Origin of the sequence: Metabacillus bambusae (assembly GCF_017497975.1) — a bacterium.
GTDB lineage: Bacteria > Bacillota > Bacilli > Bacillales > Bacillaceae > Metabacillus > Metabacillus bambusae.
Window position 1 is genome coordinate 58110 of the sequence record NZ_JAGDEL010000009.1, and the last position, 16886, is coordinate 74995.

The 16886-nt window shown below is 36.6% G+C and carries 11 protein-coding genes; all 11 read left to right on the forward strand.

What is annotated here, in order from left to right:
* The first annotated feature begins 579 nt into the window (after positions 1-579).
* The 11 genes from I7822_RS13390 to yicI all read left to right on the forward strand — a co-directional run bounded on the left by I7822_RS13390 (position 580) and on the right by yicI (position 16874).
* Positions 580-1767 carry a ParM/StbA family protein gene (locus I7822_RS13390; protein ID WP_207978925.1) on the forward strand — a complete coding sequence of 396 codons (1188 nt, stop codon included), beginning with the start codon at positions 580-582 and terminating at the stop codon, positions 1765-1767.
* 9 nt (positions 1768-1776) lie between these two features.
* Complete coding sequence (locus I7822_RS13395) at positions 1777-2394, forward strand: hypothetical protein (protein ID WP_207978927.1); 618 nt, start codon at positions 1777-1779, stop codon at positions 2392-2394.
* Positions 2395-3049: 655 nt separating this feature from the next.
* Positions 3050-4798 carry an ABC transporter ATP-binding protein gene (locus tag I7822_RS13400; RefSeq protein WP_207978935.1) on the forward strand — a complete coding sequence of 583 codons (1749 nt, stop codon included), beginning with the start codon at positions 3050-3052 and terminating at the stop codon, positions 4796-4798.
* Entirely contained in the window at positions 4799-6832 is a 2034-nt protein-coding gene (locus tag I7822_RS13405) for an ABC transporter ATP-binding protein (RefSeq protein ID WP_207978937.1), read from the forward strand. It abuts the gene before it with no gap.
* Between the two features lie 186 nt (positions 6833-7018).
* A complete protein-coding gene (gene yxzF, locus I7822_RS30830; RefSeq protein ID WP_504739645.1) occupies positions 7019-7129 on the forward strand; it encodes a small protein YxzF in 111 nt (36 codons plus the stop codon).
* A 322-nt stretch (positions 7130-7451) separates the two neighbouring features.
* Complete coding sequence (locus I7822_RS13410; RefSeq protein ID WP_207978939.1) at positions 7452-9191, forward strand: sensor histidine kinase; 1740 nt, start codon at positions 7452-7454, stop codon at positions 9189-9191.
* Positions 9184-10596 carry a response regulator transcription factor gene (locus tag I7822_RS30460; protein WP_207978941.1) on the forward strand — a complete coding sequence of 471 codons (1413 nt, stop codon included), beginning with the start codon at positions 9184-9186 and terminating at the stop codon, positions 10594-10596. Before I7822_RS13410 ends, I7822_RS30460 begins: the two co-directional genes overlap by 8 nt.
* Positions 10597-10785: 189 nt before the next feature.
* Complete coding sequence (locus I7822_RS13420) at positions 10786-12486, forward strand: extracellular solute-binding protein (RefSeq protein WP_207978943.1); 1701 nt, start codon at positions 10786-10788, stop codon at positions 12484-12486.
* Between the two features lie 174 nt (positions 12487-12660).
* Positions 12661-13551 (forward strand): ABC transporter permease, encoded by an 891-nt coding sequence (locus I7822_RS13425; RefSeq protein ID WP_207978944.1) that lies wholly within the window; start codon positions 12661-12663, stop codon positions 13549-13551.
* Positions 13552-13570: 19 nt separating this feature from the next.
* Complete coding sequence (locus I7822_RS13430; RefSeq protein WP_207978946.1) at positions 13571-14461, forward strand: carbohydrate ABC transporter permease; 891 nt, start codon at positions 13571-13573, stop codon at positions 14459-14461.
* Positions 14462-14552: 91 nt separating this feature from the next.
* On the forward strand, positions 14553-16874 hold the full coding sequence (gene yicI / locus I7822_RS13435) for an alpha-xylosidase (protein WP_207978954.1): 2322 nt from the start codon (positions 14553-14555) through the stop codon (positions 16872-16874).
* Positions 16875-16886: the final 12 nt, after the last annotated feature.

A 16886-nucleotide genomic window follows, 5' to 3' on the forward strand; every position in this document is an offset into this window, starting at 1 on the left:
CTCATGATTTTCGTGTTTACTATAGCCGAAATTAACGCACAGTAAAATCCACTTAAGCTAGTTTGAATCGAAGAATGAAAGAGAAGGTGGGGGATAACTTGTACGTTTAGCAAGTCTCACTTTATTTCATACGAAGTACTCTGGATCATAATACTTCGATAAACGGGATTTCCGCTTTCTTATAAATCCTTGGTCAAACCTATAATATTGTCTAAACCTAGCTTCTCTACAAAAACAATAGAATTATTTAATTAGCGACACTTTTTGCATATGAGTAAAAAGAAAGAGAAAACCATGTCGAAGGGAAAGGGGAAATAGAGGTTTACGTCGATGTATACAAGTATACGAAATGTTTTCTTTTTGAATACAAAAGTGTTTACTTGTTTGCAAATCTGTAAACTTGTTGGTGTGTAAGGTTGTAAACACTTTTGTCTATTTGTATACAAACTAGAAAACTTGTTTTCTAGTTGAACACAACTAAAGTAATATTGACGATTATCTTCGACTGCTTTAACCTTGAATTAAATAGATAAGGTATATTCTTATACTTTATTTATTTTATATGAAAGGAATGATTGGATGAGTACTAGTAGAATTGCAGCAATAGACGTTGGAAATGATTGCGTAAAAGCATTATTTGGAAAATTAGATTTTAACCTGTACATACCGAATGTAATTGCAAGAGATACAGAAGATCGACCAGTCATTGGAATAGAAGAATTAAATGAAAAAGATCCTTTAGATGGAATTCACATTCGAGTTCACTCCCCTGCCTTAAAAGAAAATAACGTTATTTATCGTGTTGGGAATTTAGCAACAAAGAGTGACAATCCAAATGAGCTTGATCCTGGTAGCAGTAAATCAGAAGAAGATCAGACTTTAGTTATGCTTTTTGCCTCATTAGCATTAGACGCAGTGAGAGAACAAAATTCAGGGATTTTCAAAAAAACAGGCAATGTAATTGATGCAAGTTACACGCTGGGAACTGGTTTACCTCTACGCGAAGTTAAAGAAGGTAAGGATGTAGGCTATCGCTCACAGCTATTAAGTTCAGTTCATCAAGTTGAATTTTTAGTAACTCCTAAATATCAAGGAATTAAAGTGAATATAAAGTTTGATGAAGTAAAGGTTTACCCAGAAGGATTTGCAGCTTATATCAATCTAGTAATGGATAATGAGTTAAATATCATTAACCGTGATCTTATTGATAAAAGAATTCTTATCCAAGATATTGGGGGATTATCAACAGATGTTGCTGTCATTAAAAATCGCAATGTAGATGATGATAAAGCTCAAGGCTTTAATATTGGAGTATCTGAAGCGCTTGAATCTATTAGAGAAGAAATTCGTACAAAGCATGGCGTAGAGTTAGATAGTCGTAGAGATGTTGTTGAAATCATTACACGAAAAAACGACCGAAACCATATCATGGTTAAAGGAAGTCGGACAAGTGTTCATGATATTACAGATCGTATTCTTTTAGAGTTGGCTAAAAAGCAATATCGCCACTTACGTAATGTATGGCAGAAAAACTCCCAAACGGAAATCTGTTACTTCATTGGTGGCGGAGCAATGGTATTAAAAGACTATATTAAAATGTTAAATAATAGTTTAGATGGTTATAACATTGAGTTTTTTGAAGATGAAAAAGAAAGCATTTGGATGATGGCAAATGCTTACTATAAATTAATTTCTGATTATGCAAGAAAGAATAATAATACAAACACAAATGCAAAAAAGGTAGAGAAACAACCAGTACAAAAATAGGGTGGTCTTATGAATAAAAAGGGCTCAGCAAGTATACAAAGGGGACAAGCAATTACATTTCGTCTTCCTTCAGATACACCTGATCATATCCTAAAGCAACTGCAAAAGTTAAAAGAAACAGAGAGAAGAAACTTTTCTAGCAAAATGGCAGAGTTTATTTTGGAGGGTGTTAATAGCTCATTATCGAAAGAGAGAGAAACGGTAACACTTCCATTACCAAAACAATTAAGTAAAGACCAAAAAAATTGGTTAAAACACTCCCATTCAGAAGCTATGTTAGGGAGTATCGTCTATCAATTGTTAGCTGATCCAATTCGTGCAACATCAATTTTGGCATCGCTTAATAGTAATGCTTTGGATATTAATGAAGCACTGTATTTGCAAGAGGACAAACAAGAAGAAATAGAAGATAACTTTATAATTCCAGCAGAATCAAGCATCGATGTTGAACAAGAGGAACCGCAAGAGGTTCCTCTTGCTATTGATGATGAACTGGATAATGATTTAATGAATTTTGATTGGGAAAAGGCTAGACAGGAACAAGCTGCAACAGAAGAAGATCAAGAAGAAGAGACAGAAAGCGTAGAAGACCTTCTTGGAGGATTTCTAGCTAATATGAATAAATGATCCAAAAGCATTCTGTACAAACCGAACAAATAAGAAGCAGGACTAATCCTTAAAACTCGGTGCATAGATTTCTTATCATAAACTTCAGCCTGATGAATATAAGTGTAATAAATTAAATTTTTCAGAGGAATGAACAGGAATTTTTTTGAAAATGGATTGACAGAAACAAATGGAAAATTATACAATAAAAAGGGTAAATTAAATTACAAGAAATGGAGGGTTACAAAATGAAAAAGGTAAAAGGCAACATTATTCATCAAATTTCATATTGCTACGTGACCCGCCAAGAGTTGTACATAGGCTAACCTTTCTTGTAAAAAAGCTACCCTTATTATGTACATTTAACGCAGGTTACTATTTAAGTGACGTGCGTTTATTTTGTGTCTTTTTATGACATCGTGCGATTACGCATGATGTCTTTTTGTGTTTTTAGGGCTCTTTTTTAATAGTTTGCTGTATTTATCTAATAAAACAACCTTAATTTAAATACCGAGCATTTTGCTCGTTTATATAGATATACCCGTTAAGAATGGGATGAATTTTTGAAAGGAGTTTTTGAGATGGAAAAAGAAAAGGTGATTCGTATTTATTTAGATTGGATGAAAGGTGGCTAACAACATATATTTACTTTTAATAATAGGGGAGGGACCTTTCAGTGTTCTCAGTATTTAAGAAAATAAGTTGGTTTTTTAAACAGTATTGGAAACGATACACAGTTGCGATTACTTTATTAATCATTGTTAGTATATTAGATGTTATTCCACCTAAAATTATCGGAATTGCGATTGATGATATTCAATTTGGGCAGATGACTGGTGAACGCTTACGTGAGTTACTAGTTTACTTTGGTGCACTTATTGTTTTGAGCTATGGCATAACCTACGTATGGATGTACCAGTTATTCGGAGGAGCTCATTTAATCGAGAGAATCTTAAGGTATCGCTTTATGAGGCATTTATTATCGATGACTCCTAGCTTTTATGAAAAGAATCGAACAGGCGATTTAATGGCAAGAGCGACAAATGATTTGAAGGCGATTTCAATGACAGCAGGCTTCGGGATTTTAACCTTAATTGATTCCACCATTTTTATGATTATTATTATCATCGTGATGAGCTTCACGATTAGTTTGAAGCTTACACTTGCTGCTCTTTTACCACTGCCACTAATGGCAATTGCAATTAATTATTATGGAAAGCTTATTCACCAACGTTTCACAGTCGCTCAAAATGCCTTTGGTGATTTGAATGACAATGTTCTTGAGTCAATTGCAGGTGTTAGAGTTATCCGTGCATATGTACAGGAAAAAGCTGATGAAAAACGCTTTAATGACATGACAGAGGATGTTTATAACAAAAATATTGCTGTTGCGAAGGTTGATGCTTTATTTGAACCTACCATAAAAATTCTTGTTGGTTTAAGCTATGTAATTGGTCTTGGCTATGGTGCTTATCTAGTCTTTCATCAAATCATCACATTAGGAGAATTAATTAGCTTTAACATTTATTTAGGAATGTTAATTTGGCCAATGTTTGCTGTTGGTGAGCTTATCAATATCCTTCAGCGTGGAAATGCTTCACTAGATCGAGTAAATGAAATCCTTACTTATGAAGCAGACGTGAAGGATCACGACAATCCTGATGAAGTAACTGTAGCAGAGTCGATTGTATTTTCAAATGTTACATTTCGTTACCCAACCTCAACAAATGACAACTTAAAAAACGTTTCGTTACATGTGAAAAGAGGCGAAACAATCGGAGTTGTTGGCAAAACAGGTAGTGGAAAGACTACTTTGTTAAAACAGCTGTTACGGGAGTATCCATTGGGGACTGGACAATTAAAAGTATCAGGTATACCGCTAGAAGCTATTGCGATTGACAGCGTCCATTCCTGGGTTGGGTATGTACCACAAGAGCAAATTCTTTTTTCACGAACGATCAGAGAAAATCTTCAGTTTGGAAAAGAAGAAGTGAGTGAAAAGGAAATTGATAATGCGCTACACTTAGCTGCCTTTAATAATGATCTAGCTATTTTACCAAAAGGGTTAGATACACTTGTTGGTGAGAAGGGTGTTGCATTATCAGGTGGTCAGAAGCAGCGGATTTCAATTGCAAGGGCATTAATTAAAGATCCAGAAATTTTATTACTTGATGATGCTATGTCTGCTGTGGATGGAAAAACTGAGGCGAAGATTATTGAGAATATTCGTAAGGAAAGAGCTGGAAAAACAACATTTATTACAGCACATCGGCTATCAGCTGTTCAGCATGCTGATTGGATTGTTGTAATGGATGAAGGGGAAATTGTGGAGGAAGGAACACACGAAAAGCTCCTAAAAGAGGGAAAATGGTATAAAGAGCAATTTGATCGGCAGCAGTCTGATTCCTATGGAGAGGTGAGTTAAATGAAACAAAAAACAACTGGAAGACGCCTCCTTCATTACGCACTTCTCTACAAAAAAACTATTATAGTAGCTCTTGCGATGCTAACATTTGCTGTTGCAGCTGAGCTTACAGGGCCCTTCCTTGCAAAAAAGATGATTGATGACCACATGATAGGGATTGAAAGCCCTTGGGTTGAAGTGACAAATAAGGATGATCAAGCTGTTCTGTATAACGAGCATTATTTCAAACGAAGTTCGGATGTTACAGAAGAAAACTCTTTGGGGGATGCCGAGATACAAATTGTCCAAGTAGGACGTTCCTTTTATGTAACCAAGGAGCATCTCCCTTTTGACGGCGAGAGATCAATTAGTGGCGACATGCTAACAATATCAAATGGTTCTGACGAAGTAAGTTATGAAATAGATAAATTAAACCAACAGGAGTTATTTGCATTTTATCAACCTGAAATCAAACCAATTATTCTCCTGCTTAGTTTTTATGTTGGTTTGCTTTTTATTGCAGCATTTTTCCAATATGGAAAATCACTCATGCTTCAAAAAGCAGCTAATCGTATTATCCAAAAAATGAGAACCGATGTGTTTGAGCATATACAAAGAGTTCCAATCAACTATTTCGATAATCGACCAGCTGGAAAAATTGTTTCACGTGTAACAAATGATACTGAAGCAATTAGAGAGCTATATGTAAAAGTTCTAGCGACCTTTTTTACAAGTGGTATCTATATGACAGGTATCTTTGTGGCATTGTTTTTCCTTGATCAAAAGCTTGCGTTGATTACACTGCTCTTGGTTCCAATCATAATAATTTGGACGTTGCTATATCGAAAGATTGCCTCAAAGTATAATCATTTAATCCGAACAAGGGTAAGTGACATTAATGGGATCATTAATGAATCCATACAAGGAATGCCAATTATTCGTGCATTTCGACGTAAGGAACAAACAATGAAGGAATTTGAGACGTTAAACGAGGAACACTTTATTTATCAAAATAAGTTACTTAGCTTAAATTCAATGACCTCTCATAACTTAGTTAATGTCCTTCGTAATGTAACGTTTGTTGTGTTAATTTGGTATTTTGGCGGGCAATCGATAAGTGCAGCTGGAATCGTATCAATTGGAATGCTTTATGCATTTGTTGACTACCTTAACCGTTTGTTCCAGCCGGTAACTGATATTGTGAATCAGCTTGCACAGTTAGAACAAGCACGAGTTGCATCTGAACGAGTTTTTGAGCTTCTAGATGAAAAAGGTGAGGCTGTAAATGAGGATGAATTACCAAGGTATGAGGGGAATGTTAAATTTCATCATGTTTCGTTTTCCTATGATGGAGAAAATGATGTCTTAAAAGATATCTCTTTTGAAGCAAAAAAGGGAGAGACTGTCGCATTAGTAGGTCATACTGGATCAGGAAAGAGCTCGATTATCAATCTTCTATTCCGTTATTATGACATTGATCGAGGGAGTATTACGATTGACGAAATGGATACCAGTAAGCTTCCTCGTCAACAGCTTAGAAAGCATATGGGAATCGTTCTGCAGGATCCGTTTTTGTTTACTGGGACAATAGAAACGAATGTGAGTCTAGAGAATCCAGCAATTACAAAGGAAAAAGTTAAAAAGGCTCTACAGGATGTAGGAGCAGATCGATTTATTGAAAAGCTTCCAAACCAATATGAGGAACCCGTTCTTGAAAAAGGTAGCACATTATCGGCTGGTGAGCGGCAGCTAATCTCCTTTGCCAGTGCATTGGCGTATGATCCAGCGATTCTAATTTTAGATGAGGCAACCGCTAATATTGATACTGAGACTGAAGCAATGATTCAAAAAGCATTAAATATTGTGAAGGAAGGTAGAACAACATTCATCATTGCTCATCGCCTTTCAACGATTCGTAATGCGGACCAAATTCTTGTACTGGACCACGGGGAAATTGTCGAGAGTGGCAGCCATAAAGAGTTACTCGGCCAAAAGGGAAAGTACTTCCAAATGTACCAGCTTCAGCAAGGGAAAGAAGTTTCAAGGGTAGGCTAGATAATTGGAAAGACTCTTTTCTAAGAGATTGTTGCTTTTAAAACGAAATCAACCACACCGCACTACTTGGTAAATAGCATCAAAGTTTGCGGAAACAGCCATTGGAAAATAGTAAATTAGGGTGAAGACAATGTTTACCTTCTACTAGACTCGGGAATATCAATAATAAAGAAGTAGGAGGTAACTATGAAAAGACTAATGAAAAAAATCATGAAATGGGCCCCTATCATTTATCCGATTGCAAAAAAGGTAATAAATAAGCGTAAAGCGAAAAAAGTTAGGACATCTACTTATTAGATGAATAAGTGTAGAAGCAGGCTATTAGTTTTTAACTGATAGCCTGCTTTTTTATCGCTTAGGAAATTATAAAATTCTTGTACTGTGGATAAGCGCACGACATCCAGCTCCAGCGCCTAGCCCCTCGAGGTCATAAGCTAATTTAGAATTGAAGGCAAAGAACGCCTTCTATTCTTATTTGCCTTAGGCTGATCAAGGCGCTTTCGCTTTTGTTCTGGAGAAATAGCTTTTAAAGAAGTTATATGTTGTTAGCGCTTGCAAGGTGTATTTATCATGATATTATAAAGATATAATACTAGAAATAGAGACAAGGATGCTACTAATGAAAATAAACAGAAAGATTTCAAACCTTTTGGAACAGATTACATTAAAAAAAAGAATCGTGTTTATTTTTGCTGTTGGTACACTAATTCCTTTTGTCTGTACAGCACTCATTTCATATAATGCCATGTCTTCAATACTGAGCAGTAAACTAGATTCTGGAGTGCGAAGCAATTTGAAAAATGTTCAACAGTCAATTGAAAGTACAATCGACAACTTGAACCATGTTTCACAGCAACTTGTCATCCCCGGGAGTGTAGGGGGTTATTTGGACACATATTTACACACGGAACAACCATATGAACGTGCAAAATATTATCAGGATATCAAGACGAAATTGAATGAAATTACCTTCACTAACCCTGGAATAGGTTTAACGATGTATTATTCTGATGAAGAAAATAGGTACTTATTTAATACCTCTGGTGTGAAAAATGACTTTACAATTAGTCGATTACCCTTACTAGTTAATCATTTTAGAATCGCAAACTTTGGTCCACATATTAGTAATGAACTCCATAGTAATAGATATGTATTTTCTGTATTAAGAAAGGTTGGCTTGCCAGAAAGGGATGATATCTATATTTATATTGAATCAGATTTAAAACTTACACAAAATATATTACAAAGAGAGCAAACTGGAGAGCAGGATTATTACCTGATTTTAGATAATAATGGGAGGATCGTATATAGTCAAGTTGATAACCTCTTTCAGAAAAACACCTATTTTGAAGGTGGGAAATCTAGCAAAGGTTTGCTCAACCAATATTACTGGTTTAAAGAGACGAGTGATCAAGGGTGGAGCATTATTTCATTAATACCAGTGGCAAAATACAATGAAGAGAAAAACCAATGGGTTGTGCAAATGATATACTTATCCATAATTTTTGGAGTGCTAAGTCTCAGCATTGCTTGGTTGCTGTGGAAAATGGTGTATAAGCCTTTGCAGAAATTTGATAAAGAAATCAATTGGATGATGCAGAGTGATTTTCAATCCGAGACCTTTCGTACACGTATTCCGGAATTTGACTATTTGCTCAGTCAATTTCGCAAGATGAAAAATCAAATTTCAGATCTATTTAAGGAAGTAGAACAAAAAGAAAAGCGAAGAGCTGATCTTGAGGTAGAGAAACTATTATATCAAATCAATCCCCACTTTCTTATGAACACATTGGACACCGCTAACTGGCTTGCTGTAATGAATGATCAAAAGGATATCAGTCGGCTTGTTACATCTCTCAATAGGCTGCTGTATTATAATTTAGGAAAGGCGGGACAAACCTCTACAATTGTAGAAGAGATCGAAACATTAAAGCAATATTTGGCTATCCAGAAATTCCGTTATGACTTTGATTTTGAAGTCCGTATTCATACTGATGATGTAATTTTGAATTATCCGGTGCCTCGATTTATCCTTCAACCGCTTGTAGAGAATGCAATTTACCATGGGCTGAGTGATGAAGGCTACATTTATGTAGAAGTGAGGAACGATAACCATAAAATACAAATAGAAGTTAATGATAATGGTGCGGGGATCTCAGAGGAAGATATAGAGAAATTATTAAACCAAAATCAAACGAAACAGCAGAAGGATGGCATGGGAATTGGATTGAATTATGTAAAGAGAATGTTAGAAAATCATTATGAAGGAAAAGCGAAATTAGAGATTAAAAGTCTAGTAGGTAAGGGAACGAGTGTTTTTCTGACTCTACCAATTTTGGAGGTGGAAGCTCGTGATTAAGGTGCTTATCGTCGATGATGATAAATTAGTTAGGAAAGGCCTCGCTTCGACAATGCCGTGGCAGGATTATGATATGAAAGTGGTAGGAGAAGCAAAAAATGGAGAAAAGGCACTAGAATTCATGGAGTCGAATGAGATCGATTTGCTATTTACTGATTTAGCAATGCCTGTGATGTCAGGCTTAGAATTAATGAGGAGTGTCCGTGAGCTTCACCCCAGTGTTTCAATTGTAGTATTAACAATGCACCAAGATTTTGAATATATTCAAGATGCCTTACGGTTAGGGGCAATTGATTATATTGCTAAAGTTCAAATGGAAATGGAAAGTTTTGAAGAGGTTTTGGCTAGAGTTCAAAAGCGAATGTTGGATGCAAAGGGCAAAAATGACCGACATTTTATGGGGGAGGATTCTTCTGAGGTATTGGAAATCGATGAAGGCTATGCTTTGATTTCCACTGTTGAAACCGATGTTATGAAAAGAATCATAGAGGAAAAGGGTGATCTAGACTATCATCCAGAGTTGATTGATGAGGGGGTCTGGCTCTGGCTACCTACAAGTGAGAAGGACTGCAAACACATATTAGATAAGATATTAATTTATGATCAAAAAGATAATTGTGATTGCAGAATCATTATACTGAATGGGCTTACTGGGAAAAATAAAAATGAAATCCAAAAACTTTTGATTGAATATAAAGAAAATCGCTTCTTCTATGATTATCATCCAGAGAAAAAAAGGATCTACCTGTTTGTACAAGATCTAGAAAGTAATACTTCTCTCATTGACGAGGAAAAGATTACACAGCTAAAGGAACAATGGTTGACTCTAACTTGGGTACAACAGACCTCCGAGTTTGAAAAGCTATTGAATGAAATGAAAGGATTACATTTGCCGAAAACAAGATTAGTAAATCTCTTGTATTTTTTAATCAATGAATGGATCCGGATTTATAACCATGTCATTTCGAAGTTAGAGCTACCGGTTGGAATGAATAGTTGGTATGATGTTGAAAATTGGTTTTACTCGATCAGAGATATATTAAACGAATCAATGGGAAACAATCTATTTTCTAGTGATGTTCAAAAGAGTATTATGAGAGCAGTTCGATTCATACATGAAGAATTGGCATGTCCAGTTCATGCTTCAGATATAGCAAAAAGGGTCAATATGAGCCGAAGTTATTTTAGCCAATGCTTTAAAGATTTGGTAGGTATGACATTTAATGAATATGTACGTCACGTAAGGGTTGAAAAAGCGAAAGACTATTTAGTGCATACTAATAAAACGGTAACATGGATTGCTGAGAATACAGGCTATGCGGATGACAAGTATTTCAGTCGTATTTTTCGTAAAAAAACAGGAAGTTTACCTAGCGAGTACCGTAAAATGAATCAAAAAGGGTGAGATATGTCCTTTATTAGGGTGAGATATGTTTGATTATTTTAAATGAGTAGAATAAAAGAAAGTTTTGAGCAAGATAATTGGTCATTACTCTCCCTAAACTGGCAACCGCTTTCTAACTTGGAAGCGGTTACATTTATGTTATAGTACATTTGTAGATTAAAAGATTACAGTAAAAAAGGGGGAAATAGTATGCGTAGAAATAAACAAGCTTGGATGGTTTTACTTGCGATTCTGTTACTTTTCGTTACCGCATGTTCGAATGGTGGTTCTTCATCTGAGGAAACGAGTCAAACGAATAAAACGAATTCTGAAAATCCACCTGACCCATTTGGTAAATACGAGGAAACGGTGACGATAAGAGTTGGCCAAGAGGTTGATCCAAGTGATACGAGTTTACCTTCAGGTGATACACCATTGGATAATCAATATACTCGAAGCGTAAAAGAAAATTTGAATATTAATGTAGAACATCATTTTACTGCATCACCTTCCAATTACGATCAAAAAGTCAGTTTGGCCATTGCCAGTAACGATTTGCCAGATGCGATGATAGTCGGACCTGTGGAATTAAGACAAATGTATGAGGCTGGGCAACTTGCGGACTTGACAGAGATTTACGAGCAGTATGCTTCTCCTGCTATCAAAAGAATTCTTGAAAGTACGAACGGCCTTGCAAAAGAAAGTGTTACATTTGATGGGAAAATGATGGCAATCCCGAGTGTGCAGCTACAGGCAGATGGGGTTCACTTATTGTGGATTCGTCAAGATTGGTTGGACAAATTAGGATTAGAGCCACCGAAAACAGTTGAGGACTTGGAGAAGGTGGCAAAGGCTTTTGCTGAGCAAGACCCAGATGGTAACGGGAAAGCAGATACAATAGGTCTTTCAGGGCCAGATACAAATAATAAATTGTATGCTAATTTTCTGGAGTCGACAAACAACCTATATGGGTTTGATGGAATCTTTTCTGCATACAATGCCAATCCTGGCTACTGGGTAGAGGGGGAAGATGGTAATCCTGTATATGGCTCCACCTTACCAGAAACAAAAGAAGCACTGGCTAAATTAAGAGATATGTATGCTAAAGGATTAATAGATCAGGAAATGGGAGTACGTGAAGATTCCGGTGAATCTGTTATTAGTGGAAATTCTGGGATGTTCTTTGCTCCTTGGTGGATGCCTTATGGACCAATAACAGATGCGGTCAATACGAATCCAGAAGCGAATTGGCAAGCATATGCTCTACCACTTGATGCAGATGGAAAATATAGTCCGCACATGAGTACTCCTTCAAGCCGCTTTGTGGTAGTACGTAAGGATTATGAACATCCTGAAGCAGCTATGAAAATGTTAAATAACTTATTAGCAAATGAAGCCACATTTGATCCTAGTAAAGGTGGCCCGGGCTTTTATCCATTGAGACTCGTTTTTGCCCCTTCTGATGAAACTGAATATAGTGTTAAGGCACTTAGGGAAGTGTTGGCGGGTACGAAAACAGCTGAAGACTTCAAAGATAAACCAGAATATAAATTATTAGTAACAGACGCAGAAAATATTAAAAAGGTCAAATTGGAGCCTTACGACAAGTTGGGTATCCAGTACTGGGATCCAAAGGCTGATTTAGGTGCATGGACTCGTTCCTATGCGCTGATGGTTGGTGGAACACCACTTGTAGATCAAGAAATTAACGGGGTTTACAGCCAAATCTATGGACAAACAAAAACGATGGAAAGTAGATGGGTAAACCTTAAAAAGATGGAGGATGAAGTTTTCCTAAAAATTATTATGGGCGCTGCACCGCTTGATGATTTCGATAAATTTGTTAAAGATTGGAAAAAACAAGGCGGAGATAAAATAACAGATGAAGTAGCAGAAGTAGTGAATAATTAAATTTCCTAGTCGGGCTGTCTCAAAAACTAAGGGCCAGATCCCTCAAAGCCAATAGGTAGGATTTTTTCACTAAAGGGAAAGTTCATGATATTGGTGTTTGTTGGAGGGGTTAGCCCTTTTGAGTCAGCCTTTTTCTATTAATCTATTAAAGAGAAGTCAGGAGGGAAACGGGCTATGAAAAACAAAAGTTTTGCCAAGCATTATTACCTTATGCTTCTACCAGGATTTATTTGGCTATTATTATTCAGTATTGTCCCAATGTTTGGAATTGCAATTGCCTTTCAAGACTATAATCCGGTACAAGGAGTGTTTGGCTCAGAATGGGTTGGTCTTGAGCATTTTGAGTATATGTTCACATTAAATGATACGATGGATATCTTTTTTAACACCATTTTTATTGCTGTATTGAAAATTATAGGAAATCTCATTATTCCGTTGATCTTTGCATTAATGCTTAATGAATTACGCCTAATGGTATTAAAAAGATGGATTCAGACGATTGTGTATTTGCCTCACTTTTTATCATGGGTTATTTTAGGGGGCATTCTTTTAGATATTTTTGCTTATGTCGGTCCAGTAAACCAGTTTTTATCTTTATTTGGTATTGATCCGATCTTATTCTTTGGAAGAGCAGACCTGTTTCCTATTCTGGTTGTTGGAAGTGATATTTGGAAGGAATTTGGATTCAATACGATTATCTACCTTGCAGCATTAACAGGGATTAATCCAGCTTTGTACGAAGCTGCATCAATCGATGGTGCCACGCGTTTACAGAGTTTGTGGCATGTCACCCTTCCTGGAATTAGAACAACCGCTATTTTACTAACCGTATTAAGCTTAGGTAATGTATTGAATGCTGGATTTGATCAAATCTTTAATTTATATAATCCACTTGTATATTCAACAGGAGACATCATTGATACTTGGGTGTATCGTACCGGATTGTTGGATCTACAGTATGAGCTTGCAACAGCAGTTGGTTTATTAAAATCTGCAGCTGGATTTATTCTCATAAGTTTATCTTATTTCTTGGCTTACAAGACAACAAATTATCGTATCTTCTAAAAGATTGGAGTGAAGATGGATGGTCAAAGATAAGACGATTGGCTCAAGAGTATTTGACATTTTACTCATTGTTATTTTAGTCGGAATTGCCATAACGTGTATTCTGCCTCTATGGTATACATTAGCTCTTTCGTTTAGCTCAAAATCAGCTGCAAGTGCTGGAGAGGTCGCGTTTTGGCCTGTGGGATTTAATATTAACTCATATAAGCAATTATTAGGGGATGCACAATTTTTTCATTCCTTTTGGATATCAATAAAGCGTGTAGTACTTGGAGCTGCCCTTAACTTTATTATTGTGCCCCTTATGGCTTATCCACTGTCTAAAACTGTAAAAGACTTTAAACTGCGAAACATATTAATGTGGCTTTTAATTTTTACAATGTTGTTTAATGGTGGGCTAATTCCTTTATATCTGACGATTAAAGAATATGATTTACTCAATAGTATTTGGTCTCTTGTTCTAGTTGGTGGGGCACAGACGATCGTGTTTAATATTATTTTGGCAATAAACTTTTTCCGTAATTTACCTAAGGAATTAGAAGAAGCAGCACTAGTGGACGGCGCAGGGCCTTGGTATATCTTATACAAATTGTATATTCCACTCTCTGTACCAGTACTAGCAACAGTTAGCCTTTTTAGTATTGTTTATCATTGGAATGAGTTTTTGTACGGTTTAATTTTTATGACAAGAGAAGAGTTTTATCCATTACAGACATATATTCAGCAATTGACGGTGGTCCTTGATCCGGCAAGCATGACTGAGGATCAGTATAAACGAATGAGTGAGCTTTCAAATAGAACATTAAATGCAGCCAAAATCTTTATTGCTATGCTCCCTGTATTAGTCGTTTACCCGTTTTTACAACGATTTTTTATTCATGGGATTACACTAGGCTCTGTGAAGGAATAAATCGGTGTGGAAAAACCTCTTGTTTTAAAAAGAGGGGTTTTTTCCGTAATGTAAGGTTTTATTAATTAAATATGTAAAGGAGATGGAAAAAATGAAATTTAGTAATGGTAACTGGTTAAACCGAGAGGGAGTAAATATTTACAGTCCCTTTGAAGTGAATGAAGTAGAAAAAGATGATCAGTCATTAACCGTTTATGCACCTTTCATGCATATTGAAACACGTGGACATACGTTAACAGGACCGCTATTTACCATGAAATTTTCATCACCAATGCAGGATGTAATCCGTGTCCAAATGTATCATTTTAAAGGAGAACAACACCAAGGGCCAGAATTTGAACTTTTCCCCCATTCCAATACACCTGTGAGCATTAATAATAATGAAACCGAAGCAAGTTTAACGAGTGGAGACCTGACCGTTAAGATTAATAAGCAAGAAGGCTGGTCAGTGGATTTTTACAATAGCATGGGCAAGTTAACGGGTAGTGGCTCAAGAGGCATGGGCTATGTAACAACCCAAGATAAGAAAACATATATGAGAGAGCAATTAGGACTAGGAGTGGGTGAATCTGTTTATGGTCTAGGTGAAAGATTTACTCCCTTTGTTAAAAATGGGCAAAGTATCGATATTTGGAATCAGGACGGTGGAACAAGTACAGAGCAAGCCTATAAAAATATACCGTTTTATTTAACCAATAAAGGTTACGGAGTTTTTGTCAATCATCCAGAAAATGTTTCGTTCGAAGTTGGTTCTGAAAAGGTATCTAAGGTCCAATTTAGTGTAAGCGGTGAATATTTAGAGTATTTCATTATTAATGGTCCTTCTCCGAAAAAAGTCTTAGAGAACTTTACTTCATTAACAGGAAAACCGGCTGTGCCACCGGCATGGTCATTCGGACTGTGGTTAACGACCTCGTTCACGACAAACTATGACGAAGAAACAGTGAACCATTTTGTGGATGGAATGATCGACCGTGATATACCACTCCATGTGTTTCATTTTGACTGTTTCTGGATGAAAGAGTATGAGTGGTGTAATTTTGAATGGGATAGACGGGTGTTCCCTGATCCTGAAGGCATGTTGAGACGCCTGAAAGAGAAAGGGCTAAAGATTTGTGTTTGGATCAACCCATATATTGCTCAAAAGTCAAAGTTGTTTGATGAAGGAAAGTCAAAAGGATATCTTTTGCAAAAGGAGAATGGAAGCGTGTGGCAGTGGGATTTATGGCAGCCAGGTATGGGGATTGTTGATTTTACAAATCCACAAGCGTGTGAATGGTTTGCTTCTCACTTGAGAAGGTTGATCGATATGGGTGTAGATTGCTTTAAAACCGATTTCGGAGAGCGTATCCCAACAGATGTCGTTTATTACGATGGTTCTGATCCGCATAAAATGCACAATTATTATAGTTTTCTTTACAATAAAGTTGTTTTTGATGTGCTTGAAGAAAAGCTTGGTAAAGGAGAAGCTGCATTATTTGCTCGTTCAGCAACAGTAGGCGGACAGCAGTTTCCTGTGCACTGGGGTGGAGATTGTGATTCAACATATGAAGCAATGGCGGAAAGCTTGCGCGGTGGTTTGTCACTAGGTCTGTCTGGGTTCGGATTTTGGAGTCATGATATAGGAGGTTTTGAAAGCACTTCCTCTGCTGATTTATATAAACGCTGGGTTGCATTTGGCTTACTTTCTAGTCATAGTCGTTTACATGGCAGCCGTTCGTACAGAGTACCATGGATGTATGATGAGGAATCAGTCGATGTTCTGCGTTTCTTTACAAAACTGAAATGTCGATTAATGCCATATATGTTCTCCGCTGCTTGTGATGCTTCACAAAAAGGATATCCAATGATGAGGGCTATGTTACTTGAATTTCCAGATGATCCTGCATGTGAGAACCTAGATCGTCAGTACATGCTTGGTGATTCCTTATTGGTTGCACCAATTTTCCAAGAAGGCGGCCAAGTTTCCTTTTATTTACCTGAAGGAAATTGGACACATTACTTGACGGGTGAGAAGGTTGAAGGTGGGGGCTGGAGAAAGGAAGAACATGGCTATCAAAGTTTGCCTTTATACGTTCGTGCTAATAGTTTACTAGCTATAGGAGAGGTAGATGACAGACCTGACTACGATTATGCCGAGAATGTTGAGTTGCATTTGTATGAATTGCAGGATGGGAGATCAGCATCAACAACAGTTTATGATCCAAAGGGAATGCCAAAACTCACGGTCGAGGCTAAACGGGAAGGTAACGAGATCTATATTTCTACAAATGGAACATCTAGTAATTGGAGTGTTCTTTTGAGAGGAATCCAAGAACTTAAAGCATTAGAAGGAGGAGTTGTTGAAGCTACTATGAGTGGTGTTCGATTGCTTCCAAATCCAAATGTGGGAGAACTTAAAATAAGGTTATAAACATTTAATCGT

What these genes read in the sequence shown, in the direction of transcription:
- I7822_RS13390 (WP_207978925.1), top strand. Translation starts at nt 580, where the DNA reads ATGAGTACTAGTAGAATTGCAGCAATAGACGTTGGAAATGATTGCGTA.
- I7822_RS13395 (WP_207978927.1), top strand. Translation starts at nt 1,777, where the DNA reads ATGAATAAAAAGGGCTCAGCAAGTATACAAAGGGGACAAGCAATTACA.
- I7822_RS13405 (WP_207978937.1), top strand. Translation starts at nt 4,799, where the DNA reads ATGAAACAAAAAACAACTGGAAGACGCCTCCTTCATTACGCACTTCTC.
- yxzF (WP_504739645.1), top strand. Translation starts at nt 7,019, where the DNA reads ATGAAAAGACTAATGAAAAAAATCATGAAATGGGCCCCTATCATTTAT.
- I7822_RS13410 (WP_207978939.1), top strand. Translation starts at nt 7,452, where the DNA reads ATGAAAATAAACAGAAAGATTTCAAACCTTTTGGAACAGATTACATTA.
- I7822_RS13420 (WP_207978943.1), top strand. Translation starts at nt 10,786, where the DNA reads ATGCGTAGAAATAAACAAGCTTGGATGGTTTTACTTGCGATTCTGTTA.
- I7822_RS13425 (WP_207978944.1), top strand. Translation starts at nt 12,661, where the DNA reads ATGAAAAACAAAAGTTTTGCCAAGCATTATTACCTTATGCTTCTACCA.
- I7822_RS13430 (WP_207978946.1), top strand. Translation starts at nt 13,571, where the DNA reads ATGGTCAAAGATAAGACGATTGGCTCAAGAGTATTTGACATTTTACTC.
- yicI (WP_207978954.1), top strand. Translation starts at nt 14,553, where the DNA reads ATGAAATTTAGTAATGGTAACTGGTTAAACCGAGAGGGAGTAAATATT.